General features: G+C 35.3%; 22 protein-coding genes. 19 read left to right on the top strand and 3 right to left on the bottom strand.

Translation table 11 applies throughout. The features are described 5' to 3' along the window. The first annotated feature begins 19 nt into the window (after positions 1–19). The 7 genes from N4T20_RS08570 to N4T20_RS08540 all read left to right on the top strand — a co-directional run bounded on the left by N4T20_RS08570 (position 20) and on the right by N4T20_RS08540 (position 8,864). Entirely contained in the window at positions 20–478 is a 459-nt protein-coding gene (locus tag N4T20_RS08570; protein WP_260672621.1) for a hypothetical protein, read from the top strand. Further along, positions 479–1,252, top strand: coding sequence for a class I SAM-dependent methyltransferase (locus N4T20_RS08565; RefSeq protein WP_119789342.1), 774 nt, complete (start codon positions 479–481; stop codon positions 1,250–1,252). 123 nt (positions 1,253–1,375) lie between these two features. Beyond that, the gene (locus N4T20_RS08560; RefSeq protein ID WP_260672620.1) at positions 1,376–4,282 is read left to right on the top strand and encodes a DEAD/DEAH box helicase; all 2,907 of its coding nucleotides are present in this window, start codon (positions 1,376–1,378) and stop codon (positions 4,280–4,282) included. 74 nt (positions 4,283–4,356) lie between these two features. Further along, the gene (locus N4T20_RS08555) at positions 4,357–5,610 is read left to right on the top strand and encodes a DUF5103 domain-containing protein (protein ID WP_260672619.1); all 1,254 of its coding nucleotides are present in this window, start codon (positions 4,357–4,359) and stop codon (positions 5,608–5,610) included. Positions 5,611–5,689: 79 nt separating this feature from the next. Continuing rightward, on the top strand, positions 5,690–6,076 hold the full coding sequence (gene apaG / locus N4T20_RS08550; RefSeq protein ID WP_008467225.1) for a Co2+/Mg2+ efflux protein ApaG: 387 nt from the start codon (positions 5,690–5,692) through the stop codon (positions 6,074–6,076). A 155-nt stretch (positions 6,077–6,231) separates the two neighbouring features. Continuing rightward, entirely contained in the window at positions 6,232–7,857 is a 1,626-nt protein-coding gene (gene pruA, locus N4T20_RS08545; protein ID WP_260672618.1) for an L-glutamate gamma-semialdehyde dehydrogenase, read from the top strand. Positions 7,858–8,132: 275 nt separating this feature from the next. After that, positions 8,133–8,864 carry a hypothetical protein gene (locus N4T20_RS08540; RefSeq protein WP_260672617.1) on the top strand — a complete coding sequence of 244 codons (732 nt, stop codon included), beginning with the start codon at positions 8,133–8,135 and terminating at the stop codon, positions 8,862–8,864. Positions 8,865–8,921: 57 nt separating this feature from the next. Here N4T20_RS08540 and rsmG read toward each other — a convergent pair whose 3' ends face one another. Next, positions 8,922–9,551: a 16S rRNA (guanine(527)-N(7))-methyltransferase RsmG gene (gene rsmG / locus N4T20_RS08535; RefSeq protein WP_260672616.1), complete on the bottom strand. Its 630-nt coding sequence runs from the start codon at positions 9,549–9,551 to the stop codon at positions 8,922–8,924. A gap of 107 nt (positions 9,552–9,658) precedes the next feature. Between rsmG and N4T20_RS08530 the strand changes: the two genes are divergently transcribed. The 8 genes from N4T20_RS08530 to N4T20_RS08495 all read left to right on the top strand — a co-directional run bounded on the left by N4T20_RS08530 (position 9,659) and on the right by N4T20_RS08495 (position 18,304). Beyond that, complete coding sequence (locus N4T20_RS08530) at positions 9,659–10,756, top strand: fatty acid desaturase family protein (protein ID WP_260672615.1); 1,098 nt, start codon at positions 9,659–9,661, stop codon at positions 10,754–10,756. Positions 10,757–10,827: 71 nt separating this feature from the next. Beyond that, positions 10,828–12,018 (top strand): pyridoxal phosphate-dependent aminotransferase, encoded by a 1,191-nt coding sequence (locus N4T20_RS08525; protein WP_260672614.1) that lies wholly within the window; start codon positions 10,828–10,830, stop codon positions 12,016–12,018. Between the two features lie 369 nt (positions 12,019–12,387). Further along, positions 12,388–12,843 (top strand): ferritin-like domain-containing protein, encoded by a 456-nt coding sequence (locus tag N4T20_RS08520; RefSeq protein ID WP_260672613.1) that lies wholly within the window; start codon positions 12,388–12,390, stop codon positions 12,841–12,843. A gap of 139 nt (positions 12,844–12,982) precedes the next feature. Continuing rightward, positions 12,983–13,528, top strand: a complete 546-nt coding sequence (locus N4T20_RS08515) for a dihydrofolate reductase family protein (RefSeq protein WP_260672612.1) — start codon at positions 12,983–12,985, stop codon at positions 13,526–13,528. 138 nt (positions 13,529–13,666) lie between these two features. After that, positions 13,667–15,535, top strand: a complete 1,869-nt coding sequence (locus tag N4T20_RS08510) for a peptidase U32 family protein (RefSeq protein WP_260672611.1) — start codon at positions 13,667–13,669, stop codon at positions 15,533–15,535. A gap of 710 nt (positions 15,536–16,245) precedes the next feature. Then, positions 16,246–17,406: a formate-dependent phosphoribosylglycinamide formyltransferase gene (purT, locus tag N4T20_RS08505; protein WP_260672610.1), complete on the top strand. Its 1,161-nt coding sequence runs from the start codon at positions 16,246–16,248 to the stop codon at positions 17,404–17,406. Between the two features lie 2 nt (positions 17,407–17,408). Next, positions 17,409–17,729 (top strand): DUF6370 family protein, encoded by a 321-nt coding sequence (locus N4T20_RS08500; protein ID WP_260672609.1) that lies wholly within the window; start codon positions 17,409–17,411, stop codon positions 17,727–17,729. Next, complete coding sequence (locus N4T20_RS08495; protein WP_260672608.1) at positions 17,729–18,304, top strand: Crp/Fnr family transcriptional regulator; 576 nt, start codon at positions 17,729–17,731, stop codon at positions 18,302–18,304. Before N4T20_RS08500 ends, N4T20_RS08495 begins: the two co-directional genes overlap by 1 nt. Positions 18,305–18,373: 69 nt before the next feature. Here the strand turns inward: N4T20_RS08495 and aceA are convergent, their stop codons facing one another. Continuing rightward, on the bottom strand, positions 18,374–19,654 hold the full coding sequence (gene aceA, locus N4T20_RS08490; protein WP_260672607.1) for an isocitrate lyase: 1,281 nt from the start codon (positions 19,652–19,654) through the stop codon (positions 18,374–18,376). A gap of 302 nt (positions 19,655–19,956) precedes the next feature. Then, the gene (gene aceB, locus N4T20_RS08485) at positions 19,957–21,558 is read right to left on the bottom strand and encodes a malate synthase A (RefSeq protein ID WP_260672606.1); all 1,602 of its coding nucleotides are present in this window, start codon (positions 21,556–21,558) and stop codon (positions 19,957–19,959) included. Positions 21,559–21,767: 209 nt separating this feature from the next. On the opposite strand from aceB, the gene N4T20_RS08480 reads away from it, so the two are divergent. The 4 genes from N4T20_RS08480 to N4T20_RS08465 all read left to right on the top strand — a co-directional run bounded on the left by N4T20_RS08480 (position 21,768) and on the right by N4T20_RS08465 (position 25,365). Then, positions 21,768–23,249 carry a helix-turn-helix domain-containing protein gene (locus N4T20_RS08480; protein WP_260672605.1) on the top strand — a complete coding sequence of 494 codons (1,482 nt, stop codon included), beginning with the start codon at positions 21,768–21,770 and terminating at the stop codon, positions 23,247–23,249. A gap of 6 nt (positions 23,250–23,255) precedes the next feature. After that, on the top strand, positions 23,256–23,615 hold the full coding sequence (locus N4T20_RS08475) for a hypothetical protein (protein WP_260672604.1): 360 nt from the start codon (positions 23,256–23,258) through the stop codon (positions 23,613–23,615). A 121-nt stretch (positions 23,616–23,736) separates the two neighbouring features. Beyond that, positions 23,737–24,147 carry a DMP19 family protein gene (locus tag N4T20_RS08470; protein ID WP_260672603.1) on the top strand — a complete coding sequence of 137 codons (411 nt, stop codon included), beginning with the start codon at positions 23,737–23,739 and terminating at the stop codon, positions 24,145–24,147. Between the two features lie 501 nt (positions 24,148–24,648). Then, a complete protein-coding gene (locus tag N4T20_RS08465) occupies positions 24,649–25,365 on the top strand; it encodes a pirin family protein (protein WP_260672602.1) in 717 nt (238 codons plus the stop codon). Positions 25,366–25,402 lie beyond the last annotated feature (37 nt).

The raw sequence follows: 25,402 nt of genomic DNA, 5'->3' as shown, positions 1-25,402 counted from the left end.
TAATGTTCGAAAAAAATCGTTGACAGATATTTCATTCGATAAAGAAAATAAAATTTCAGTAGTTTCGTCTACAAAAGAAGTTTTTGATTTTGATACTATAATTGATGATAGTGATGTAATGGAAGGTACAAAAGAAAAGATAAAGACTTCCGACACCATTTACTTTAAAAATGGAAAAGTTATATTTGTAGAATTCAAAAGAGGAAAGATTTCTGAAACTGATTTTAGACTAAAAGCAACAGAATCTATTATTTCTTTTTACAATTATATATTTGACAAAGGTTTTAAAGAAAACTTATGTTTTCCGAATGATATCTTTCAAATTTACGTAGTTTATGATAAAAGAAATACTTCACTTGCAGCAAGGTTATTATTTTTTAGAAATACTGAGAGGAAACTTCAAATAAAATACAAACATCTCTTTTCGAAATATCAGGTAATTGACAATGACAAATTTCAAAGAATATTTAAAATATAAATGAAAAAACTTTTCAAATTAGTCTTAAATACAATCCCGCGTCCAATATTAATTCGTTTGAGTTATGTGGCGCGTCCAATTTTAGCTTTCTCTTTAAAAGGAGATAAATTTACTGACCCAATTGACGGAAAAAGCTTTAAATCGTTTTTGCCTTACGGATATGGAAAACAGCGTAATAATGTACTTTCTCCAAGCACGCTTTCACTGGAAAGACACCGTTTACTTTGGCTGTATTTAAACGATCAGACTGATTTTTTTACAGCACCAAAAAAAGTATTGCATTTTGCTCCGGAACAAGCTTTTTATAAAAGATTCCGCAAGCAGAAAAACTTAGATTACACAACTACTGATTTACTTTCGCCCTTGGCAGACGTAAAAGCAGACATCTGTAATTTGCCTTTTAAGGATAACGAATATGATGTTATTTTATGCAATCACGTTTTGGAGCACATTCCAGATGACACAAAAGCAATGCAGGAATTATACAGAGTCCTAAAACCAGGCGGAATGGCGATTCTTCAAATTCCTCAGGATTTATCCCGCGAAGTTACTTTTGCAGATGATTCGATTACAGACCAGAAAGAGCGTGCTAAAATATTCGGACAATACGACCACGTTCGTGTTTATGGCCGAGATTATTTTGATAAATTAAGAAGCATTGGTTTTATTGTGATTGAAGAAGATTACACCAACAAAATTGCACCAGAATTGGTTGAAAAATACTGTTTGGCAAAAGGCGAGATTATTCCGCTTTGCTTTAAACAGGAAAACTAATTTTTTCACCATATAAGCGATATAAGTTCATTTAAAAGGAGTTTTCAAATTATTACTATTTTGAAAACTCCTTTTATTTTTTTGCCTAAACCTAAATTACAAGCCTAACCAAATCCCTAAATCTTGGAACCTACAAAATCATTTCAGTTCTGTTTTGACATCAGTTTGGAAAAAAATCTGAACACCTATCTTCCAACCGCATACATTGTTGAGAATACTAGCGACATCAAATATTTAGACAAAAAAGCAAGTCCCGATGTGCTTGAAAGTTTCGGAATCACTTTTGACAATTTAGATTCCAATTCAAAAAGAATATTAACCGCTTGCGACTCTTTAAAACCCGAGTTTATTTTTAAGAAATTTGGCGCAAAAATTAAATCAGCCAAAACAATTGCCGATTTGCAGAAAGATTCAAAAATTGAATTTGCGATTCGTCAGCATTTAAAATTCAATTTAGGTTCGTTTTATGATTTAATTGTAAAAGAGCAATTTCCGCTGTCTTTAAACCTCGGGCCTGAAAAAGATTTTTATCGTTCAAGAGTGAGTATTGAACCGCTTGATTTTGAACCGCAGATTCAGTTTGACAAACATTCAGAAGGCATTACCTATACTTTATCTTTAAAGGAAAATGAAACTGTTTTTCCTCCAATGGACAGTAAAGTAGATATTCTTTTAGATGAACCAGGCTGGCTTATTATCAATAAAAAATTGGGGCAGTTAAAAGAGTTGAACTCCAAAAAACTAATGCCTTTTCTAAAGAAAAAATCTATTGAAATACCATCAAAATTAGTTGATGATTACTTCAAGAGCTTTATTCCGCAAATTGCAAAGAAAATTGATATTGAAGCAACCGGTTTTGAAATTGAGCTTCGTGACAAAATTATTTCCTGCACGATTCAGCCTATTCATGATTTTTTCAAAAACTGCTATTATCTTAATCTTTATTTTGATTATAACGGATATTCATTTGATGCGAGCAAAATTAAAAAAACACATTCTTTTGTCGATTTCAGCATTGCCAACGAACCTAAAATAATTCAGTTTAAAAGAAATCCTAACGAAAGTTTATACATCGAAAAATTGAATGAAATTGGTTTAACCAAAATCAAAAACGAATTATTTGGATTAAACTCAGAGGCCGAAAACACAGATCCTTTTATCAATATTCAGCTGATTATTGATCATAAAGAAGAACTTAAAAACTTAGGTTTTACTATTGAAAATCTAAAACTGGAAAGCAAAGAAATCATTACGGAAAACTATACCATTTCTGCTTCAAAAGAAACGGCTGGCGATTGGTTTGACATTAAAATAATAATTACAGTTGGAAATTATAAAATCAATTTCAGTGAAATTATTCCAAACATAAAAAGCAAGGAAAGGCTTTTTGCATTGCCAGACGGAAATTACTTTTTGATTCCCCTAGAATGGTTTAGCAAATATGGTTCGCTGGCAAAATTGGCCAAAACAGAAAATGGCGTCCTTTTGTTGCGTAAAAGCAATTTTACCGCTTTAGACGGAATTTCAGAAATCGAAAGTGATTTAGACCAAATTCATCAAGCTGAGTTTACAGCTTCAGATTTAATAAAAGCAACTTTAAGACCTTATCAAATTGATGGCGTGAAATGGCTTTTGGGACATTTCAATTCCAATATGGGCGCGTGTCTGGCCGATGATATGGGACTTGGAAAAACGTTGCAAACTTTATCTGTTTTAGTTTCTGTACAAGAACAATTGGGTTTTACAACCAAAACCACCAATTTTGATTTGTTTGCCAACGAAACCACAATTGAAAGAGAACCGCTTAAAGCTTTGATTGTTCTTCCGTCTTCACTGGTTTTTAACTGGTTTAATGAAGCCGGCAAATTCACACCTCATTTTTCAAAAATGCAATATGTGGGCAATGACAGAAAAATGCTCGCGAGCAGAATCAATTCAACCGATTTGATTTTTACAAGCTACAGCATTATTCATCGTGATATTTCTATTTTAGAAAAATACGATTTCCGCTATCTGATTTTGGATGAAAGCCAATACATTAAAAATAAAAATTCGAAGATTTTTAAAGCCATCAACAAAATCAGCACAGGGCATAAAATTGCGCTAAGCGGTACACCAATCGAAAATTCGCTTGACGATTTATGGTCGCAAATGCAATTTATCAATCCGGATATTTTGGGCAGTTATGCTTTTTTTATGGAAAATTTCAAAAATCCTATTGAGAAAAAGCAGAACGAAGAAGTTTTGGCAGAATTAAAAAATCTAATCGCTCCTTATATTTTAAGAAGAACCAAAGAACAGGTTTTAAAAGATCTGCCCGAATTGACTGAGCAGATTTATTACTGCGACATGGATCCTGAGCAAGAAAAACTATATGAAAAAGAAAAATCTAAAGCTCGTAATTTTTTGCTTAAAACTGATGGATCTGGTCCAGACAAAATCAATATCATTAATACTTTGATGAAATTGAGACAGCTCAGCAATCACCCCAAAATGGTTGATCAGGATTCTGAAATTGATTCGGGTAAATATATTGCGGTCACCAATTATTTGGAAAGTTTAGTTAAAGGAAAACAGAAGGCAATTATTTTCAGCTCTTTTGTTACGAATCTAAATTTTTATACCGATTGGTGTAAGGAAAACAAAATTGAGTTTTGTGAAATTACGGGCGAAACGCCTGCCGATAAAAGAGAACAACAGGTCAAAATGTTTCAGGAAAAAGAAAATCCGCTGTTATTCTTTATTTCGCTTAAAGCAGGTGGAGTTGGTTTAAATATTACTAAAGCTTCTTATGTTTTATTTTTAGATCCGTGGTGGAATCCTTTTGCAGAAAAACAAGGTGTTGCTCGTGCGCATAGAATTGGGCAATTGAATAAGGTAAATGTCATTCGTTTTATTTCTAAAAATACAGTCGAAGAAAAAATCATTAAACTGCAGGAAAACAAAAAATTATTATCTGATTCTCTTTTGGAAGAAAGTTACATTAATGATGAAATAGAGGGCAACTTAGAATACATTTTAGGCGCCTAATCGTTAAATCCAATAGATCGGCATCTTTTTCGTTATATAAAATTGCTATATTTACAATCTTACAACGTTTTAAGATGCCGAAATTTTTATATACAAGCTTTATTTTTCTTTTCATTTTCGCTTTAGCGAAAGCTCAGGAAAAAGAAATCGACCCTCCATACAATATTAAAACTGCTTCTTTTATCCAGAACGGCAGTAATGTTCCGCCAATTTTTGAATTAGGTTCTGCCTTTACATTCCAATTTGATGATCTGTTTGGCAATGAAGCCAATTATTACTTTGAAGTGATTCATTGCGATTATAACTGGATTCCAACAGCCATTCCAAAAACGGACTATATTATGGGGATGGATAACCAAAGAATTACAGATTTTTCCAATTCGTTTAATACGCTACAGGTCTACACACATTATAGACTTTCTTTTCCTAATCAGTTTACACAGCTGTTAAAGCTTTCGGGCAATTATATGCTGCGAATTCTTAATGAGGACAGAGAAGTTGTTTTTTCGAGAAAATTCATTTTGTTTGAAGATCATTGCACTGTTGGAGTTCAAGTAAAAAGAAGCCGTAACCTTAGCAATATTGATTACAAACAGAATCTTGATTTTGCTATTTTATCTAATGATATCGCTTTTCAAACTCCGCTGCAAAATGTAAAAGTGCTTTTACTGCAAAACGGAAATTTTCATACCGAAATCAAAAACATTATACCTCAATATACAATTGGCAACCAGCTGGTCTATAAATATGATAAAGAAACCCAATTTTGGGGCGGAAATGAGTTTTTGTATTTTGAAAACAAAGACATTAGAGCGGCCAGTAATAATATAGCCAAAGTAGGTTCGAACAATGATATTTACAATTCGTTTTTGTATACCAACGCCGCAAGAGGAAATCAGATTTACACTAATTATGAAGACGTAAACGGAAATTTTGTAGTTAAAAACATCAACGGCTCCAACAATGATATTGAAGCCGATTATGCTTGGGTTTATTTCACTCTCTCTGCTCCTGCTTTTAGAATGAACAAAGACATTTACATTACAGGAATGTTTAACAACTACAGCCTTTCGCCAGAATACAAAATGGACTACAATACCGACAAAGGAGTTTTTGAAAAAGCCATTATGATTAAGCAAGGTTTTACAAATTTTCAGTACACCGTTGCAGACAAAAAAGGAGTTGTTGATTTTGAAAATGCCATTGACGGAAACTTTTACCAGACTGAAAACGAGTACACCATCTTGGTCTATTACAAAGAAGCCACAGACCGTTATCAGCGCGTAATCGGAAAAGGAAATGCAAACTCTATCAATATAGTCAATTAAAACAATGTTAAGGTTTTAGTTTAAACGATTTTTTTTCGTAGCTTTGCCTCTATAACACTCACATATATACGGCGTTAGTATGGTTTCTCAAATTACACGAGGCATAAAAATATCTGTTTTGACTAGTTTTGAAGGTACATACTTCAAAAACTACAAGATTCATTTTGCTTTTAGCTACGTAGTTACCATAGAAAATCATAGTAAAGATTCTGTACAATTAACTTCTCGCCATTGGGAAATTTTTGATTCTCTAAATGATCTAGAAGTTGTAGATGGTGAAGGTGTAATTGGCAAAAAACCAGTTCTAAAACCTGGCGAAAACCATACTTACAGCTCTGGCTGTTTATTGTCGTCTCCTTACGGCGCTATGAAAGGTCATTTTAATATGATCAATTTTACTACAACAAAGACATTCAAAGTAATTGTTCCTACTTTTAGAATGTGTGCTCCTTTTGCATTAAATTAAGATATAGTTTACATCTATAGCTTTTTATCGTTATCTTAATCATAAAATTGTCAATTTATTAATTTATCCTTTGTACTTTTGTGCAGCGTTAGATTATTCGTAACAAAACAAAACGTCTAATTTTAAATTGTCTAATTCACAAAATTTTAAATAACATGCTTAAAGGATTTTTTCATGTACCAAAAGCGGTAAACGAGCCTGTAAAGAGCTACGCGCCAAACTCACCAGAAAAAGCTGCTGTTCAAGCTGCTTATACCACAATGTGGAATTCTCAAATTGACGTTCCTTTATATATTGGAAACGAAGAAATTAGAACTGGAAACACAAGAAACATTACAGCTCCTCATGATCACCAGCACGTAGTTGGAAAATATCATTTAGCTGAAAAACAACATATCGAAAAAGCAATCGCCAATGCACTAGAATCAAGAAAAGCATGGGCAAACTTGGCATGGGAACAGCGTGCTGCTATTTTCTTAAAAGCTGCCGAACTTATCGCTGGACCATACAGAGCTCGCATTAACGCAGCTACAATGATTGGACAGTCAAAAAATATTCACCAAGCTGAAATTGACGCTGCTTGCGAATTAATCGACTTTTTACGTTACAATGTTGAGTTCATGACTCAAATCTACAACGATCAGCCAAAATCAGATTCTTCTGTTTGGAACCGTGTAGAATACAGACCATTAGAAGGTTTTGTTTACGCAATTACTCCATTCAACTTTACTGCAATCGCTGCAAATCTTCCGGCAAGTGCCGCAATGATGGGTAACGTTGTAGTTTGGAAACCAAGCGATAGCCAAGTATTTTCTACAAAAATCATTTTAGAAGTTTTCAAAGAAGCTGGAGTTCCTGACGGAGTTATTAACGTAGTTTTTGGAGACGCTTTAATGATTACTGATACTGTTTTAGCAAGCCGCGATTTTGCTGGTGTTCACTTTACAGGATCAACTCATGTATTTAAAGATATTTGGGCTAAAATTGGCGCAAATATCCACAACTACAAAACTTATCCAAGAATCGTTGGAGAAACTGGAGGTAAAGATTTTATCATTGCTCACCCAAGTGCAAACGTAAAACAAGTGGTTACAGGAATCACTCGTGGAGCTTTTGAATTCCAAGGGCAAAAATGTTCTGCCGCTTCTAGAGCTTACATTCCGCAAAGTTTATGGCCAGCTGTAAAAGAACAGTTAATTGCTGATGTAAAATCTATGAAAATGGGTTCTCCAGAAGATTTCGGAAACTTCATTACAGCAGTTATTCACGAAGGTTCTTTTGATAAATTAGCAAGTTATATCGATCAAGCTAAAAAAGATGCTGACGCAGAAATCATCGTTGGAGGAAATTACGATAAATCTGTCGGATACTTTATTGAGCCAACAGTTATTGTAACTACAAATCCAAAATACACTACAATGGAAACTGAGTTGTTCGGACCAGTTATCACTATTTATGTTTACGAAGATGCGAAATGGGAAGAAACTCTTGAATTAGTAGACACTACTTCTGAGTACGCTTTAACAGGAGCTGTATTTAGCCAAGACCGTTACGCTATTGAAGTAGCTACAACTAAACTGCAAAATTCTGCTGGTAACTTCTACATCAACGATAAGCCAACTGGAGCTGTTGTAGGAATGCAGCCATTTGGTGGAGCAAGAGCATCTGGAACTAATGACAAAGCAGGTTCTGCATTGAACTTATTGCGTTGGGCTTCTCCAAGAACTATCAAAGAAACTTTTGTAACTCCAGAAGATTACAGATATCCTTTCTTAGGTTAATTTTAAAACTGAATGATATAAACAAAGCCAATTCTCTCAAGGAATTGGCTTTTCGCTTTTTTTATCTTGTCCTTATTTATATTTTAAATAGCTTTTAAATGCTACTCTTTTTAAAATTGTAGTATTTTTCTTATTATATAAAAATCAATTGTTTAGACATTATAAAAAGCTTATTTTGAGATTTTTTAAGCTTCTTTCTCAGCTCTTAAAAAATTCATACTCATAATTTTGTCTCATAATTCAAACATCAAATAAACAATATAAAAATTAGTATTATGAGAAATCTAAACAATGTTCCAAAAGCGATAATAAAATCAGAATGCATTGGCCATCCTATTGATTACAAATGGACAAAAAAGAAAATAAACAAGCTTTTAGATGCCGTAGAAGGAAATGAACAATTGGAAAATACTTTAATGCAAATAAACCATAAAGGTTCTATTGGTTTAACGGCAGCGCTGTTAGAATGGGTGTACTGGCGTTTTACTGGTTACAGCCAATCAACCAATGATACACAAAAACGTATTGAAGCTCTTTGGTGTTCTATCGATAACCCCGGACAGACCAATCCGCTATTATTTGACACCGATTTTGAAATTTCAGCAGCTGGATCAATAAATGGCGCATTATGGATTGCATTAATGAATGTGGCAATGATAGATGCAAGATACCGCAAAGGCTCTTACTTTTTGCAAAATGACCTTGTCGGATTGGTACTTTTAGTGCGGCATATTACGCCAAAACAGAAAAACTTCGATAAATGGTTTGCTAAAACTATTGTCAACTTGATCCAGACCCACCCAAATCCTTATAAAAATGATGAGTTGGATGAAAGCGATGAAGCAATCTACGATTCATCAAGTGAACCCGTGATTTGCAGAGAGTTTTTCTTTGACGATCAATTTGAATATTCAATTGAAGCATTGGAAAATGGGATTCACGGCCTTATAAATAATTTAGATCATAAAGCAAACAGCTTTTTAAATTTCCCTAAAAAAGCTTCTTAATTTATACTCAGTTCAAAAAACAACCCGTTTAGTTTTTCTAAACGGGTTGTTTTTTACTTAAGGTTTAAATTTTAAAGGAAGATGCACCACTTTTTTAGTCTCAAAAAACTCATCCTCAAACATTTCTGACAAGTCATACAAAGTAGCATTTGGAAAATCTTTTAATTCTTCGGTTAAATCACCGCCTTTTAAATACAGAATTCCATTTTTTAAAGTATGCTTATGCTGTTTTTTTATTTTGTCTTTTATCCACGAAACAAAATCAGGCATATTGGTAACGGCGCGGCTTACAATAAAATCGAAGTCGCCTTTTACCAGCTCAGCACGTTTTTGTTCTGCTTTTACGTTCTTTAATTCTAATGCATCAACAACACCTTGAACCACTCTGATTTTTTTGGCAATAACATCAATCAAATAAAAACGGGTTTCCGGAAAAAGAATCGCTAACGGAATTCCAGGAAAACCTCCTCCTGTTCCAACATCTAGAACTGTTGCTCCTGGTTCAAATTTCATCACTTTGGCAATTCCTAATGAATGTAAAATGTGTTTTGTATATAATGAATCGATGTCTTTACGAGAAATAACATTGATTTTTTCATTCCAATCGTGGTATAAAAAGTCTAATTTTTGAAATTGTTCAATCTGAAGATCGGTCAAATTGGGAAAATATTTCAATATCTCATCCATTGCTATAATTTTTTAACAAAAGTACTACTTTACGATTGAAATATTTAACTCAATTTTGCAAATTGAAAATTTATAATAATTACCTTTGAAATCTATTTAAATTAATTATGAATAACACCGCTCCAACTTTTGCACGGCAAGACAATTTAAAGTTTTTTAGAACGCTTAACTCTCGCGTTAACAATTACTTTAAAGAAAATAATATCAAAAAAACCGGAAACTGGCAATTACATTTAAAAGCTGTTATTCTATTCGCTGTTTTTTTAACTCCATACTTTTTAATCCTTACGCTTAATATGCCGTTTTGGGTCATGCTGCTTTTATCAATCGTCATCGGAATTGGAATGGCAGGCGTTGGAATGAACGTAATGCATGATGGAAATCATGGTTCTTATTCGACTAAAAATTGGATTAATAAATTCATGGGCGGTACCATTTATGTTCTGGCAGGAAATGTATACAACTGGCAGGTGCAGCATAATGTCCTTCATCATACTTATACCAACATTCCAGGACATGACGAAGATTTAGATGCAGGCCGTATTATTCGTTTTACAAAACACGCTGAGTGGCATCGTTTTCACCGTTTTCAACATTATTATTCTGTTTTCTTATACGGATTATTAACTTTCAATTGGGCGCTTACAACAGACTTTAAGCAGATGCGCAATTACCTGAAAAGAAAATTATCTTACGGTGAACCAAAAAGCCCCAAAATTCTTTGGACAACTTTAATTATCACTAAAATGATATATCTTTCTATCTGGATTGTTCTTCCAATTCTTATTGGAATCACTTGGTGGAAAGTGCTTATTGGATTTTTCGTTATGCATTATACCGCTGGATTAATCCTAAGCATCGTGTTTCAATTGGCTCACGTAGTGGATCATACTACAAATCCAACTCCAAATGAATTAGGGGAAATGGATAACACTTGGGCTATCCACCAATTATACACAACAACTAATTTCGCACCTAAAAACGCAATCGTAAATTGGTATACAGGCGGATTAAACCACCAGATTGAACACCATATTTTTCCAAATATCAGTCATATTCATTACGGTAAAATTGCAAAGATTGTAAAAGAAACGGCCAAAGAATGCAATTTGCCTTACTACGAATATAAAACAATGCGAAGTGCTGTTATTGCTCACTTCAAGCATTTACGTGAATTGGGAATGAAACCGGAATTAGCAGTTTAAACTAAAAGAAATCTATTAATAATTAACCTTCCTTAATCGACAGCAAATTAAGGACATTCAAAAATTTTATAATGAATCATATTCTTTCGGACAGAATCAACAACTTAGCGACATCGCAAACATTAGCAATGGCTGCATTGGCACGCGAATTAAAAGCACAAGGAAAAGACATTATTAGTTTAAGTTTAGGCGAACCTGACTTCAACACGCCTGACTTCATTAAAGAAGCCGTAAAAAAAGCCGTAGACGAAAATTATAGCACATACTCTCCAGTAGAAGGTTACTTAGAATTGAGAGAAGCAATTTGCAGAAAATTCAAAAGAGATAACGATTTAGAGTACAAACCAACTCAAATTGTAGTTTCTACAGGAGCAAAACAATCATTATACAACATTGCGCAAGTAATGTTAAACGACGGTGACGAGGTAATTTTACCAGCACCTTACTGGGTTTCTTATTTCGAAATCGTAAAACTTTCTGGCGGAGTTCCGGTTGAAGTTCCAACATCTGTAGAAACAGATTTCAAAATGACACCAGAACAATTGGAAGCGGCTATCACACCAAAAACAAAAATGATGTGGTTCTCTTCTCCTTGTAACCCTTCAGGTTCTGTTTACAGCAGAGAAGAGTTAACTGCTCTTGCAAAAGTTTTAGAAAAACACCCTAATATTTACGTTGTTTCAGATGAAATTTACGAGCACATCAATTTCTCTGGAACTTTCTGCAGCATCGGATCTATTCCTGGAATGTTAGAAAAAACAATTACAGTAAACGGAGTTGCAAAAGCATTTGCGATGACTGGATACAGAATTGGTTATATTGGAGCGCCTGAGTTTATTGCAAAAGCCTGTACAAAAATTCAAGGGCAAGTAACTTCTGGTGCAAATTCTGTAGCACAACGCGCTACAATTACTGCAGTAGATGCTGATCCAAGCGCTTTAAACCATATGGTTGAAGCTTTCCACGGTCGTAGAGATTTAGTGGTTGGATTATTAAAAGAAATTCCAGGAGTAAAAATCAATGTTCCGGAAGGCGCGTTCTACGTTTTCCCAGACGTTTCTTCTTTCTTCGGAAAAACTTTAAAAGGACACGAAATTAAAGATGCAAACGATGTTTCTATGTATCTTTTAGCAGAAGCAAACGTGGCGACAGTAACTGGAGATGCTTTCGGAAATCCAAACTGTATTCGTTTCTCTTATGCGACTAGCAACGATATTTTAACAGAAGCATTACGCAGAATCAAAGAAGCTTTGACTGCATAACAATATTCTAAGTTTTATAAAAACGGCTTAAGGTTCAAAAGTTTCATCACTTTTATACTTTAAGCTGTTTTTTTATGCGATTATTTTGGGCGTGCCCCTCCGGGTCGGGCTATTCGTTACAAGTCCTCGCACTTCCTTCGTCAGGCTGTGGGCTTTTCACTGCTATCCCTCACGCAAAACGGTGAACGAGATAATCCATTTTCAAAAAGAAAAAAAATCCCCAAGATCTGCTAAATCTGCGAGAAACACCAAATAGACCTTTCAAAATTCCCATTCCACAATATTATAAAATCCCGAATGTAATCCTGTAAAACAAAGCATATTATAATTGCAAACTTTGTAACCTATTAATTTCAAAAATTATATGTCATGATACATACAGATGAAACCACACAAGAAACCATTAAAACCTTAGAAGGATTAATTTCAATTCTTGAAGATGGAAAACTAGGATATACAAATGCTGCCGAACACGTAGAAAACCAAGCAATAAAAACTGATTTTCTAGAATATGCCCGCGAAAGAGCCTTATTTATTGTAGAACTGCAGGACGAAATCAATAAATTAGGAAAATCTACCGATACTTCTGGCGGCGGCCCGCTTGGCGCTTTACACCGAACTTGGATTGATATAAAATCGGCCTTTACAGGAGGCGATACTGAAGCTATCATAAATGCTTGCGTTACCGGCGAAGAAGCCGCAATCGAAAAATATAAAATGGCTCTAGAAGAAAATCATTTGGAACATGATCAGGTGTACATTGTTTCCAAACAACTAAATAGTATTCAAAATACTTTATCACAAATTAAAATGAGAGCAAATTAATCGATTCATGCTTTTTTTTTTGAGAACTGCTCGATCTTCGGATCGGGTGGTTTTTTATTTTTTATCAGCACTAAAAACAAATTAGTTCTATAAAAAAACTATCTTACATTCCTCAATCAAACATATAATAGTACAACAAATGAAAAAAGTAATTCTAGATTTAGCTGTAACCCTAGATGGCTTTATTGAAGGCCCAAATGGAGAAATTGACTGGTGCATTATGGATGAAGAAATGGATTTTGACGAATTCTTAGCAAGCATAGATACTATTTTTTATGGCAGAGTAAGTTATGATTCTTGGGGTAATTTTCAACCTGACGCAAATGTCGATAATGCTGAAAAAAAACTTTGGGAAGGCGTACACTCAAAAAAGAAATATGTTTTTTCTAATCAAAGCAGACAAGACAACAATGCTACATTTATAAATACTGACATTGCCACTAAAGTAAATGAGATTAAAAAACAATCGGGAGGAGATATTTGGCTATATGGCGGCGCAAGTATTATTAAAACCTTCATACAATTAAATCTTATTGACACGTACAGAATTTCGGTTCACCCAATAGCTTTAGGAAGCGGAAAACCTCTATTTGAAGACTTAAAAAAACGACTTCAATTAAGATTGCTCAAAACTAATATTTTCAAATCAGGAGTTGTACAACTTATTTACGAACCTATCAAATAAACAGAACTACATTTATCTTTATTCCATATTAAGTTAACAAATTCAAAAAAATCGCTCCATCACTAGCAAACTCAAATAATTTATTAGACCTTTGCACACTTTTTTTCGGGAATACCACAAAAGTCTAAAGTTTTAGAAATGAAGAAGAAAATCGAAATATTAGCTCCTGCTAAAGATTTAATTGGAGGAATGGCTGCCATAAATAGCGGAGCCGATGCCGTATATATTGGTGCTCCTCAATTTGGAGCGCGCTCAAACGCCAACAACTCTATTGAAGATGTCGCTGAGTTGGTAAAATACGCGCATCTATTTAACGCACAGGTCTTTGTAGTTATCAATACTATTTTGTATGACAACGAACTAGAAACCTGCCGTGCCATGATCTGGGAATTATACGATATTGGTGTCGATGCCCTGATTATTCAGGATATGGCAATTATGGAAATGGACTTGCCTCCTATCGTTCTTCACGCCAGTACGCAGGCCAACAATCGCGATGCTGATAAAATCAAATTCTTAAAAGACGCTGGCATTAAACGTGTGGTTCTAGCACGCGAACTAAATCTGCATCAAATTAAAACAATATACGACCACGCTGATGTCGAATTAGAGTTTTTCGTAACCGGTGCATTATGTGTATCTTTCAGCGGAAACTGTTATATGAGTGTCGCAAACGGAGAACGTAGCGCGAACCGCGGTTCATGCGCACAAAACTGCCGTTTACCTTATAACTTAATCGACGGAAACGGAGATACTTTAATCAGAAACAGTCACTTGCTTTCGATTAAAGATTTAGACGTTTCAGATCAAATTCCGAATCTAATTGAAGCAGGAATCGTTTCTTTCAAAATCGAGGGACGATTAAAAGATGTGGCTTACGTAAAAAACAACGTATCTTATCTGCGCCAAAAATTAGACAGCTATTTAGAAGGAAGCGACAAATACATCAAAGCTTCTTCTGGAAAATGCACGTATACTTTCGATTCTGCTTTAAACAGAACTTTCAACCGTGGTTATACCGATTATTTTGTAAACGAAAGACACAGCTCTATTGGTTCTTGGGAAAGCCCAAAATCAAAAGGACAATATATTGGTAAATTGATTAGAACTGTTGGCGGTGCTTACGAAATCGAAAACGGCGAACTGTTAAACAATGGTGACGGACTTTGCTTCATCAACGAAAATAACGAAGCCGACGGAATCTACGTAAACAAAGCCGAAAACGGAAAAGTATATCCAAACGTTTTAAAAGAAATCAAAGACGGAACTTTCATCTATAGAAATAACGACGCTGCTTTCATCAAAATTGTTGAAAGAGAAGACAGCGCCATCCGTAAAATTGGAACTACTTTATTGCTTACCGAAAATGAAAACGGTTTTGAATTAATCGCAACCGATGAAGACGGAAACGTAAGCACAGTAAAATTAGAACACCCGAAAGAACAAACGAAAACAGGCGAATCTATCGAAGAAAACATTAAAGTTCAATTGGCAAAGACTGGATTTACACCTTACAGCGCTGATGAAATCAATGTGATGTTCTCTCAAAACTGGTTCCTTCCTATTTCAAAAATCAACGAAATGAGAAGAAATGTTTTTGAACAATTATCAGAAATTCGTCTGGCAAATTACGTTCGCGAAGAACATCAATTGGTAAAAACGTCACATCCTTATCCAGAAACCAAACTGGATTTCATGTACAACGTTTCCAACAAAACCGCTCGTAAATTCTACGAACGTCATGGTGTTACCGAAATCGAAAAAGCATTCGAATTACAATGGGATCCAGGTAAATCTCGTGTAATGACAACCAAATATTGCATCAAATACGAATTGAAAAAATGCCCGATACACCAAAAAGATATCGTTGGTGTCAAGGTAAAAGAACCATTGGTATTAAAACAGGGCGAGCTTGAATATAAACTAAAATTCAACTGCAAACCCTGCGAAATGGAAATCTGGGAAAAAGATGCTGAATTCGAAATTGAAGAGGATCAGTTTCATTAAGATTACTATTTAACCGCAAAGTTTTTTTACCGCAAAGAGCACAAAGAATTACGCAAAGGTTCGCAAAGATTTTTATAATTTTTGCGAACTTTTTGCTTTTTACTTTTTGCTTTTCCTCAATATTGTCATTTCGACGAAGGAGAAATCTCCACAAGCAACTCCATTCCTATAAGCAAATTTTTGTCGAGCTACTCGCGGAGATTTCTCCTTCGTCGAAATGACAAACTGCATGGTCACTTTGCTTTAAAATCAAAAAATTTCAATTAAATTAAATCCGCCGAATCTGCAAAATCTGCGTGAAAAATTCTTTGCGAGCTTTTGCTTTCCCTCAATCTTGTCATTTCGACGAAGGAGAAATCTCCACAAGCAACTCCGTTCCTATAAGCAAATTTTTGTCGAGCTACTCGCGGAGATTTCTCCTTCGTCGAAATGACAAACTGTATGGTCACTTTGCTTTAAAATCAAAAAAACTCAATTAAATTAAATCCGCCGAATCTGCAAAATCTTTGTAAAAAATTCTTCGCGAGCTTTTTAATCTTAAAAACAAAAACCTAGCGACCTTTGCGTATTCCTTCGCGCTCTTTGCGGTAAAAAAACTTTGCGGTTAGACGCACTGCAGTGCGCCTCTACGCTAACACAAACCAATAGAACTTTGTGGTTAAAAACATTTTTCCCTACTTTTACTACTCTAAACATTACAACTTTCCAAAATGAAAATACTACTCCTAGGTTCAGGCGAATTAGGCAAAGAATTTGTCATTGCCGCACAACGGATCGGACAAACCATAATTGCAGTTGACAGTTACGAAAACGCACCCGCAATGCAGGTTGCTCACGGTTTTGAAGTCATCAATATGCTTGATGGCGAGGCGCTTGACCGAATCGTAGCCAAACACCAACCAGACTTTATCGTTCCAGAAATAGAAGCCATTCGCACCGAACGTTTTTACGATTACGAAAAACAAGGAATCACCGTTGTTCCTTCAGCGAAAGCGGCCAACTTTACTATGAATCGTAAAGCCATTCGTGATTTGGCAGCAAAAGAACTTGGACTAAGAACAGCCAAATACCAATACGCAACTTCGGCTGAAGAATTGCAAAAAGCCGTTCAGGAAGTTGGTATTCCGTGTGTGGTAAAACCTCTAATGTCTTCATCAGGAAAAGGGCAATCGACAATAAAAACAGAAAGCGATATTGAAAAAGCATGGCAATATGCCGTTGCTGGTTCTCGTGGTGATGTTATCGAAGTTATTGTAGAAGCTTTTGTAGATTTTAATTCAGAAATTACACTTTTGACCATAACTCAAAATAATAATCCAACTTTGTTTTGTGCTCCAATTGGCCACAGACAAGAGCGTGGCGACTATCAGGAAAGCTGGCAACCGGCTTTAGTTTCAGAAAAAGATTTATATGAAGCTCAAGATATGGCCGAAAAAATCACAGAAGCTCTTGGTGGCGCAGGACTTTTTGGTGTTGAATTTTTCTTAACGAATGAAGGCGTTTATTTCTCTGAACTTTCTCCTCGTCCTCACGATACCGGAATGGTAACTTTGGCGGGAACGCAGAATTTCAACGAATTCGAATTGCATTTAAGAGCCATTTTAAGTCTCCCAATTTTCGAAATCACTTTAGAAAAAGCCGGAGCAAGTGCTGTAATTTTAGCATCAGAGGATTCTGCAAATCCAACTTTTAGCGGAATCGAGAAAGTCGCTGCTTTACCCAAAACCGATTTCAGAATTTTTGGTAAACCAACTTCCAGACCTTACCGCCGAATGGGAGTTGTTTTAAGTCACGATACACTTTCGACTCCAATTAACGAAATAACCGAACGAGCCAAAGGAACGGCAAAATTAATAACTATAAATTCTTAAATATGAAAAATATACTTTTAGCAACATTCCTATTCATCGGAATCGCAGTACAGGCACAAGACAAAAAAAAGTTTGATAAACCAACAGTCGTTGAAGCTTCTTGCGGAGAATGCCAATTTGGTATGAAAGGCAAAAGTTGTGATTTAGCCGTTCGTATTGACGGAAAATCATATTTCGTTGATGGAACAACCATTCACGATCACGGAGATGCCCACGCTGAAAAAGGTTTCTGCAATGCCATAAGCAAAGCTTTAGTTACGGGAGAAATCAAAGGAGACAGATTCAAAGCAACTTCATTTACTTTAATAGACGAGAAAAAATAATGGCATTAATTCTTGAAAATATTGCCAAACACGTTTCTCTGACGCCGGAAGAACAAGCACTTTTTTTATCTAAACTGGAAACAAACACCTACAAAGCCAAAACGCTTTTATTGAACGCTGGAGAAGTCTGCAAACATTCGTACTTTGTAAATTCAGGGATTTTAAGAAGTTTCAATATCAATGATAATATTGTTGAACACGTGCTTTCTTTCGCCTGCGAAGGCTGGTGGATGAGCGATATGTACAGTTATTTTTCGCAAAAACCGGGAGAGCTTTTTATTGAAGTTTTGGAGGACGCAGAAGTCGTTTCGCTATCCAAAGAAAATCAGGAGCAATTGTATCTTGAAATTCCGAAACTGGAACGCTTTTTCAGAATTCTGATTGAAAATTCATTAGTTGCCAATCAGCAAAGATTGATGGACAATTTAAGTTTACCTGCCGAAGAACGTTTCGAAAAGTTTACTAAAAAATACGGAACCTTAGTGCACAAAGTTCCTCAAAAACAAATCGCTTCTTTTATAGGCGTAACACCAGAATTTTTCAGCAAAATGAAAGCTCGCCTTTTGAAAAAGTAAAGTTTTCCGCCACAAATTCACGAATTTTTATTAAAAAAATAATTCGTGAATTTGTGGCGGAAAAAAAAATTAAAATTGCTCAACCTCTGTAGAGTGCTCCATTGCTGTTATGGCAGATTTGCCTAACATTACCGTGTTTTGAACCGCATCAAAATAAGAAGTTCCAACGAAAGCCTGATGTTTTACCGCTCTGAAGCCGTTTTTCTGCAGAGCAAATTCTCTTTCCTGCAATTCAGAATATCCTGCCATTCCGCGTTCTTTATACGCTCTTGACAGTTCGAACATACTTGTATTTAAAGCATGGAAACCTGCTAAAGTGATGAACTGAAAACTATATCCCATTGCAGCCAAATCTTCTCTGAACGTTTCCATTTCAGCAACCGTTAATTTCGCCGCCCAGTTGAAAGAGGGAGAACAATTGTACGCCAGCATTTTGTCTGGAAATTCTTTTTTCATTGCTTTCGCAAATTTTCTGGCGTAATCTAAATCGGGATTACTGGTTTCCATCCAAATTAAATCGGCATAAGGCGCGTAACTCAAACCTCTTGCAATTCCCTGCTCGATTCCGTTTTTTACGTAAAAGAAACCTTCGGCTGTTTTTTCTCCCGTTAAAAATTTTCTGTCTCTTGGGTCTGCGTCGCTTGTCAATAAATTGGCTGCATCAGCATCTGTTCGGGCAACAATCAACGTTGAAACACCCATAACATCTGAAGCTAATCTAGCAGCAATTAATTTATTGATCGCTTCCTGAGTCGGAACCAAAACCTTCCCGCCCAAGTGTCCACACTTTTTAGCAGAACTCAGCTGATCTTCAAAATGAACACCTGACGCTCCTGCTTCAATCATCGATTTCATTAATTCGAAAGCATTTAAGTTACCGCCAAAACCTGCTTCGGCATCAGCCACAATCGGAACCAAATAATCTTTTTTATCTTCAATATTGTTTACTGTCTGAATCTGATCAGCACGCAACAAGGCATTATTAATTTTTTTAACCACCATCGGAACGCTGTTTACCGGATAAAGTGATTGGTCAGGATACATTTCGCCCGCCAAATTTGCATCAGCAGCAACTTGCCATCCGCTTAAATAAATCGCTTCTAACCCCGCATCGACTTCCTGAATCGCCTGATTTCCAGTCAACGCTCCCAAACCTGCAACATAATCCTGACTTTTTAACTTTCTCCATAATTTCTCAGCACCCATTTTGGCAATAGAATGCTCAATTTTATATGACCCTTGAAGCGTTACTACTTCACTCGCAGTGTAAGGACGCTCAACTCCTTTCCATCTTGGGTTCGTAATCCAATCGTTAATCAATTCCTGAATTCTGTCTTCTGTTGTTTTCATAAATAGTATAGTTAAAGTGGTTAGTATTTTAGTGTTCAGTCACAGTTTTAAGTGTTCAGTTTTTAACTGGAACATTTTTTTTTCAAACACATAGAAACATAGCTTTCCTTTGTGAGCAAAGGCGTTTCACTTGTTGTAATGCATCCCGATAGCTATCGGGACTATGTGTGAAAAACTAGTTTTTTTCTTTTACCTTTTTATTTAAAATCTAAAATCTATGTTTCTATGTGTTTAAATTATTTAAGCTTAAGTTTTAATCTGCGTAAAAAAAAATTAATTTTTAATTCTCAATTTTTAATTTTTCATAAATATTTATAGCAAGGAATCGTCAAGAAATCCACAAAATGTAGGTTTACAACCAATCTTTCCAACAATTTTTCAGCTAATGGAAACTGCTGTTTTTCATGATTTTCTTCTCCTAATTCTTCCTTGATTTTTCTAAATTCATCTAAGGCCAATTGATGATAATAAGCCAAATCAAGTTTTTGGCCATTATCCAAAACCACTTTATTCTGAAGCCATTGCCACAATTGTGATCTTGAAATTTCAGCTGTTGCAGCATCTTCCATCAAATTATGCAAAGCCGCGGCACCTTGTCCGTTTAACCATGAAGCCAGATATAAAACGGCTACATTGATATTTTTTCGAACGCCATTTTCCGAGATTAATCCAATTGGCGGTTCGATCAAATCGGCTTCTGTGATTTTTCGATGTTCTCTTTTGATATGAATCTGATTTGGAGTTGGCATTCCTTTATCAAAAATTTCTTTTGCTACAGCAACCAAATCCGGATGTGCTACCCAGGTTCCGTCGTGGCCGTTGCGAACTTCGCGCTCTTTATCGGTTTTCACTTTCGTGAAAGCGATGGCATTGGCTTCTTCATTATTTCGAATCGGAATCTGAGCCGCCATTCCGCCAATCGCATGAATGCCTCGTTTGTGACATCTTTGAATTACCAGATTCGAATACGCATTCATAAAAGGCGAAGTCATATTTACCTGATCTCGATCGGGAACGATGAATTTTGGATTTTTTCTGAACTTTTTGATGTAGGAGAAAATATAATCCCAACGCCCGCAGTTCAAGCCCACGATATGTTCTCTGAGTTCGTAAATGATTTCATCCAACTGAAAACTTGCCGTTATCGTTTCAATTAAAACCGTCACTTTTATGGTTCCTCTTTTCAGATCCAGATAATCTTCTGTAAAATCAATTACACTGTTCCACCAGCGCGCTTCCAGATAATGCTCCAATTTCGGAATGTAGAAATATGGCCCAGAATTACTTTCTAAAAGTCGTTTATGATTATGAAACACGTACAAACCAAAATCTACCAAAGAACCCGAAGCTTCTTTTCCTTCAATCAGAATGTGTTTTTCCGGCAGATGCAAACCTCTCGGGCGCACAATCAGCGTTGCGATTTTTTCGTTTAAATGATAGGATTTCTGCTTAACCAAATCGGTAAACGTGATCGTTTTGTTAACCGCGTCGATTAAATTCAACTGCCCATCCATCAGGTTTTGCCAGGTTGGCGAAGTGCTGTCTTCAAAATCGGCCATAAAAGTTTTGGCACCGGAATTCAACGCATTGATAATCATTTTGCGGTCAACTGGTCCGGTAATTTCTACTCTCCTATCCAATAAATCGTTCGGAATTTCTCCAGCTGTCCAATTACTTTCTCTGATGCTTTTGGTTTCCGGAATAAAAACCGGCAGGATTCCCTGATCAAAAGTGACTTGTTTCTGTTCTCTCTGTAAAAGCAGTAATTTTCTTTGCGATTCGAATTTTTTATGCAATTCGATAATAAACGCAGTGGCTTCTTCTGTCCAGATTTTTGGATAAGCAAGCTTTTTGTCGGCCAGGAATTCTATAGCCATTTCAGTGATCTCTAATTGGTTTTTCATAGCTGCAGATTTTAATTTTTAATTTTTAAAAACAGATTTTCTGTTTATTGTTTTTATTTCGCCAAAACAACTCAATCATAACTAATTCATAATTAACAAGTTTCAACGATACAATGTTATAAAAAAGTTTTTTACAAAACAAGCGAACGTTCGCTAAATTTTAAAAATATTTTTTTGGCGATTATTTTTAGATTACTTACATTTGAATTATGGATATCGAAAAAGACTATATAAAGCTGATTTTTGGGCTAAAAATGAAACAGGTTCGTACTCAAAAAAACCTATCACTTTTTGGCTTAGCCAAACTGACCAATCTTTCAAAATCATATTTAAACGAGATTGAAAAAGGAAAAAAATATCCGAAAGCGGATAAAGTTTTGCTTTTATGCAAACATTTGGACGTGACTTATGACCAAATGGTTTCTTTAAAACTCGATAACAACCTTGCTCCAATTGGTGAAATCTTAAAATCAGGTATTTTAAAAGAAATTCCGCTAGAGCTTTTCGGGATTCAGGAGGCTGATTTAATTGATATTATTGCCAATGCTCCCGCAAAAGTCAATGCGTTTATCAGCACGATTATCGAAATTGCACAGCATTATAATTTAAGCCGCGAAAGTTTCTTTTTGGCCGCTTTGCGTTCGTATCAGGAAGCGCACAGCAATTATTTTGAAGATTTAGAAGAAAAAGTAATTGCGTTTTCGAAGTCGTTTCAAATCAATTTGGACTCAAAAATAAGCATTGAAGAACTGGAAGCGATTTTAAAAGAGGAATACGAATACAACATAAAAGAAATCGCTTTTACAGATCAGGAAGCTTTGGGCGATCTGCGTTCTATTTATGTCCCTAAAAGCCGAACTTTATTGCTTTCAACCGAACTGGATGATCCGCAAAAAGCTTTTATTTTAGCTAAAGAAATAGCCTATAATTATCTAAAAATTTCTGATCGATTGCTGACTTTCAGCTGGATTAAGTTTGAAAATTTCGATCAGGTTCTGAATAATTTTTACGCTTCTTACTTTGCCGGTGCTTTACTGTTGCCGAGAAAATTGGTTGTAGATAAAATCAATTCTTTTTTAGAAAATGAAAATCCAAAACCGGAAGAATTTGTTCAATTAATTGAAAGTTTTGAAGTTTCGCCTGAATCATTTTATCAGCGATTGACCAATTTATTGCCGAAAGATTTTCAGTTGAAAAACTTATTCTTTTTAAGATTATCTCACAAAATTGGTTCTGATTTTTATCAGATAAATAAAGAACTTCACATTACGCATCAGCAGGAACCGCACGCGAATGAAACCAATGAGCATTATTGCAGAAGATGGGTTTCGATGAAAACAATTGACGAGGCGATCAAACAAAACAAACCTCATTTTTTTGATGCGCAGATATCCAGTTATGCCAATAGCGGCAACGAATATTTGGTTTTTTCATCGGCTACGAAAGATCCTTTTCTGCATGATACTATTCGAAGTATTTCTGTTGGAATTTTGATCAATCCGACCATGAAAAAGAAATTCAAGCTCATTGACGGAAAACCTTTGGTGAAACGAATTGTTGGCGTAACTTGCGAAACTTGCGCCGTAAAAGACTGTTTAGAAAGAGCAGCCCCGCCGATTGTCCTGGAAAGAAAAAAACGAAATGAGAACACAGATGCAGTTGTACAGCAGTTCATGAATCAATACAGTTAAACCATTATGAAATATTTTGCTTTACTAATAACCTTGTTTTTTATCGGTTTCAACCAGCAAACAAGCCATCTTAATGGTCGGTACCATTATTTGATTGAAGAGGATGGCGCTTATATTCAAAAAGATAAAATCACTTTTAAGGATAGTGTTTTTGCTTTTGACAACAAATATTTACCAAAAGGAAAAATCTCTTATGGCAATGTAATATTACTGGATAACTTTATTAATACGGATTTGATTATCAGTATTCAAAAAGATCAGATTACAAAAGATACGATTCCTTTTTTCATGCATAATAAAAATAGTTCGTCTGCGAATTACTTGGATGAAATTGTTGGAAAAGGGAGATTGGTTAGGATTAAATAATAGACCTCTTTAATAATATCGTTAAGTCGTAAAGTTTTATTTTTAAACACAATCTTGTCATCTCGACGAAGGAGAGATCTCCGCAAGTAGCTCGACAAAGTAAAATTCACAACTATAAACAATGAAATTATTCAATTCAATTTTACTCCTATTATTAATGACATTTTCAAGTTGTTTAAGCCAAATTGCGTCAGATAAAGAGCAAACTAATATTTCAAGTCCTACAGCTTATATTGAAGAATTAGAGGCAGAAGTAAATAATGGCGGATTTAATCAATACTTTTTTAATTCTAGTGGGCAAAATTGCTTTGAAACATTAAAAGCATTGAAGAAAAATAAAAAATTTAAAACCGCAAAAATTCTTGAATCGGCAATTAATTTAATTAATCCGAAAAAACTACCTAGCGAAGATTTGATTAAAAAACTCCAAAATCGAGAAGTTGAAGAACTTAACGATGAAAAAATAAATGCAAAATTAGAACTCTTGGATTTAGAGTTTTATAAATATCCTGATGGAAACTTAGAAGAATAGTACACCAATCTTTGTCGAGTTACTTGTGGAGATTCCTCGTTCCTCGGAATGACAAACTGTGTGGTTCTTTCTCTAAAATTTACCTCTTTGTCGAGCTTCATACGTAGGATGGATTAAAATCCATCCCTACAATATGTTTGGCTCCTTCGGAACTTCCTTGTAAAAATCCCGTAGGGATGATTTATTTTGTAGCAACGGATTGAAATCCGTTGCAAAGGTTAGATTGGAAATATATGTTTCTTGTAAAAATGAAACTTCTAATTTAGCCCCGATAGAAGTGAAAATCCTTTTGTGGTGGGGTTCACCACAAAAGATTGAAACGGATAGCGGGACTAGACGTCTTTTGAAAACCAAATTTTCTGCTTCAAAAAAACATCAGTGCAGAAGCTTCGGGATAGCCGCTCAAAAACTCAGCACTTTAAAGAACTTAATCTACATTAAGTGCTTTTCCTCTACATCGACCGTATCTTTGTACTATCAAAATCAATAAAAGACAAAATCATGGAAAATATAGTATTGCACAAAGCAGAATCAAGAGGAAACGCAAATCATGGATGGTTGAACGCTTATCACAGTTTTAGTTTTGCGAGCTGGTACAATCCGGATCGAATTCAGTTTGGGGCGCTTCGCGTATTGAATGACGATACGATTGCGGCCGGAATGGGTTTTGGAACGCATCCTCATGATAATATGGAAATTATTACAATTCCGCTTGAAGGTGATTTGGCTCATAAAGACAGCATGGGAAATACTGAAATCATTAAAAATGGAGACATTCAGGTGATGAGCGCCGGAACTGGAATTCAGCATAGTGAGTTTAACCCGAATGCGGATCAGCAGACTAAATTGTTGCAAATCTGGTTGTTTCCTAACAAAAGAAACGTGACACCACGTTATCAGCAAATTACTTTGGATGTTGCCGACAGACATAATAAATTGTCTCAGGTTTTATCTCCAAATGCAGATGATGACGGAGTTTGGATTCATCAGGATGCTTGGTTCAATATGGGGAATTTTGATGCCGGAATAGCAACTGAGTATAAAATCAAAAAAGAAGGAAACGGCGTTTATGCTTTCGTTTTGAAAGGAAATGTAACCATCAACGGTCAGGAATTGAACACTCGTGACGCGGTTGGAATTTCAGGAACTGACACTTTAAACATTAAAGCCAATACAGATGCTGAGTTTTTATTAATGGACATTCCGATGAATTATTAATTCAAACAAAAACAATTAATACCTGTACTTTGAAACG

Source organism: Flavobacterium sp. TR2, from assembly GCF_025252405.1.
Classification (GTDB): Bacteria; Bacteroidota; Bacteroidia; order Flavobacteriales; family Flavobacteriaceae; genus Flavobacterium.
The sequence above is the reverse complement of the archived record's forward strand: the minus strand, read 5'-3'. Positions and strand labels throughout refer to the sequence as shown.

What these genes read in the sequence shown, in the direction of transcription:
- aceB (WP_260672606.1), bottom strand. Translation starts at nt 21,558, where the DNA reads ATGAAAAACCAATTAGAGATCACTGAAATGGCTATAGAATTCCTGGCC.
- N4T20_RS08510 (WP_260672611.1), top strand. Translation starts at nt 13,667, where the DNA reads ATGAAGAAGAAAATCGAAATATTAGCTCCTGCTAAAGATTTAATTGGA.
- rsmG (WP_260672616.1), bottom strand. Translation starts at nt 9,551, where the DNA reads ATGGATGAGATATTGAAATATTTTCCCAATTTGACCGATCTTCAGATT.
- N4T20_RS08565 (WP_119789342.1), top strand. Translation starts at nt 479, where the DNA reads ATGAAAAAACTTTTCAAATTAGTCTTAAATACAATCCCGCGTCCAATA.
- N4T20_RS08495 (WP_260672608.1), top strand. Translation starts at nt 17,729, where the DNA reads ATGGCATTAATTCTTGAAAATATTGCCAAACACGTTTCTCTGACGCCG.
- N4T20_RS08525 (WP_260672614.1), top strand. Translation starts at nt 10,828, where the DNA reads ATGAATCATATTCTTTCGGACAGAATCAACAACTTAGCGACATCGCAA.
- pruA (WP_260672618.1), top strand. Translation starts at nt 6,232, where the DNA reads ATGCTTAAAGGATTTTTTCATGTACCAAAAGCGGTAAACGAGCCTGTA.
- N4T20_RS08470 (WP_260672603.1), top strand. Translation starts at nt 23,737, where the DNA reads ATGAAATTATTCAATTCAATTTTACTCCTATTATTAATGACATTTTCA.
- N4T20_RS08480 (WP_260672605.1), top strand. Translation starts at nt 21,768, where the DNA reads ATGGATATCGAAAAAGACTATATAAAGCTGATTTTTGGGCTAAAAATG.
- N4T20_RS08465 (WP_260672602.1), top strand. Translation starts at nt 24,649, where the DNA reads ATGGAAAATATAGTATTGCACAAAGCAGAATCAAGAGGAAACGCAAAT.
- N4T20_RS08515 (WP_260672612.1), top strand. Translation starts at nt 12,983, where the DNA reads ATGAAAAAAGTAATTCTAGATTTAGCTGTAACCCTAGATGGCTTTATT.
- N4T20_RS08555 (WP_260672619.1), top strand. Translation starts at nt 4,357, where the DNA reads ATGCCGAAATTTTTATATACAAGCTTTATTTTTCTTTTCATTTTCGCT.
- N4T20_RS08540 (WP_260672617.1), top strand. Translation starts at nt 8,133, where the DNA reads ATGAGAAATCTAAACAATGTTCCAAAAGCGATAATAAAATCAGAATGC.
- purT (WP_260672610.1), top strand. Translation starts at nt 16,246, where the DNA reads ATGAAAATACTACTCCTAGGTTCAGGCGAATTAGGCAAAGAATTTGTC.
- aceA (WP_260672607.1), bottom strand. Translation starts at nt 19,654, where the DNA reads ATGAAAACAACAGAAGACAGAATTCAGGAATTGATTAACGATTGGATT.
- N4T20_RS08530 (WP_260672615.1), top strand. Translation starts at nt 9,659, where the DNA reads ATGAATAACACCGCTCCAACTTTTGCACGGCAAGACAATTTAAAGTTT.
- N4T20_RS08475 (WP_260672604.1), top strand. Translation starts at nt 23,256, where the DNA reads ATGAAATATTTTGCTTTACTAATAACCTTGTTTTTTATCGGTTTCAAC.
- N4T20_RS08520 (WP_260672613.1), top strand. Translation starts at nt 12,388, where the DNA reads ATGATACATACAGATGAAACCACACAAGAAACCATTAAAACCTTAGAA.
- apaG (WP_008467225.1), top strand. Translation starts at nt 5,690, where the DNA reads ATGGTTTCTCAAATTACACGAGGCATAAAAATATCTGTTTTGACTAGT.
- N4T20_RS08500 (WP_260672609.1), top strand. Translation starts at nt 17,409, where the DNA reads ATGAAAAATATACTTTTAGCAACATTCCTATTCATCGGAATCGCAGTA.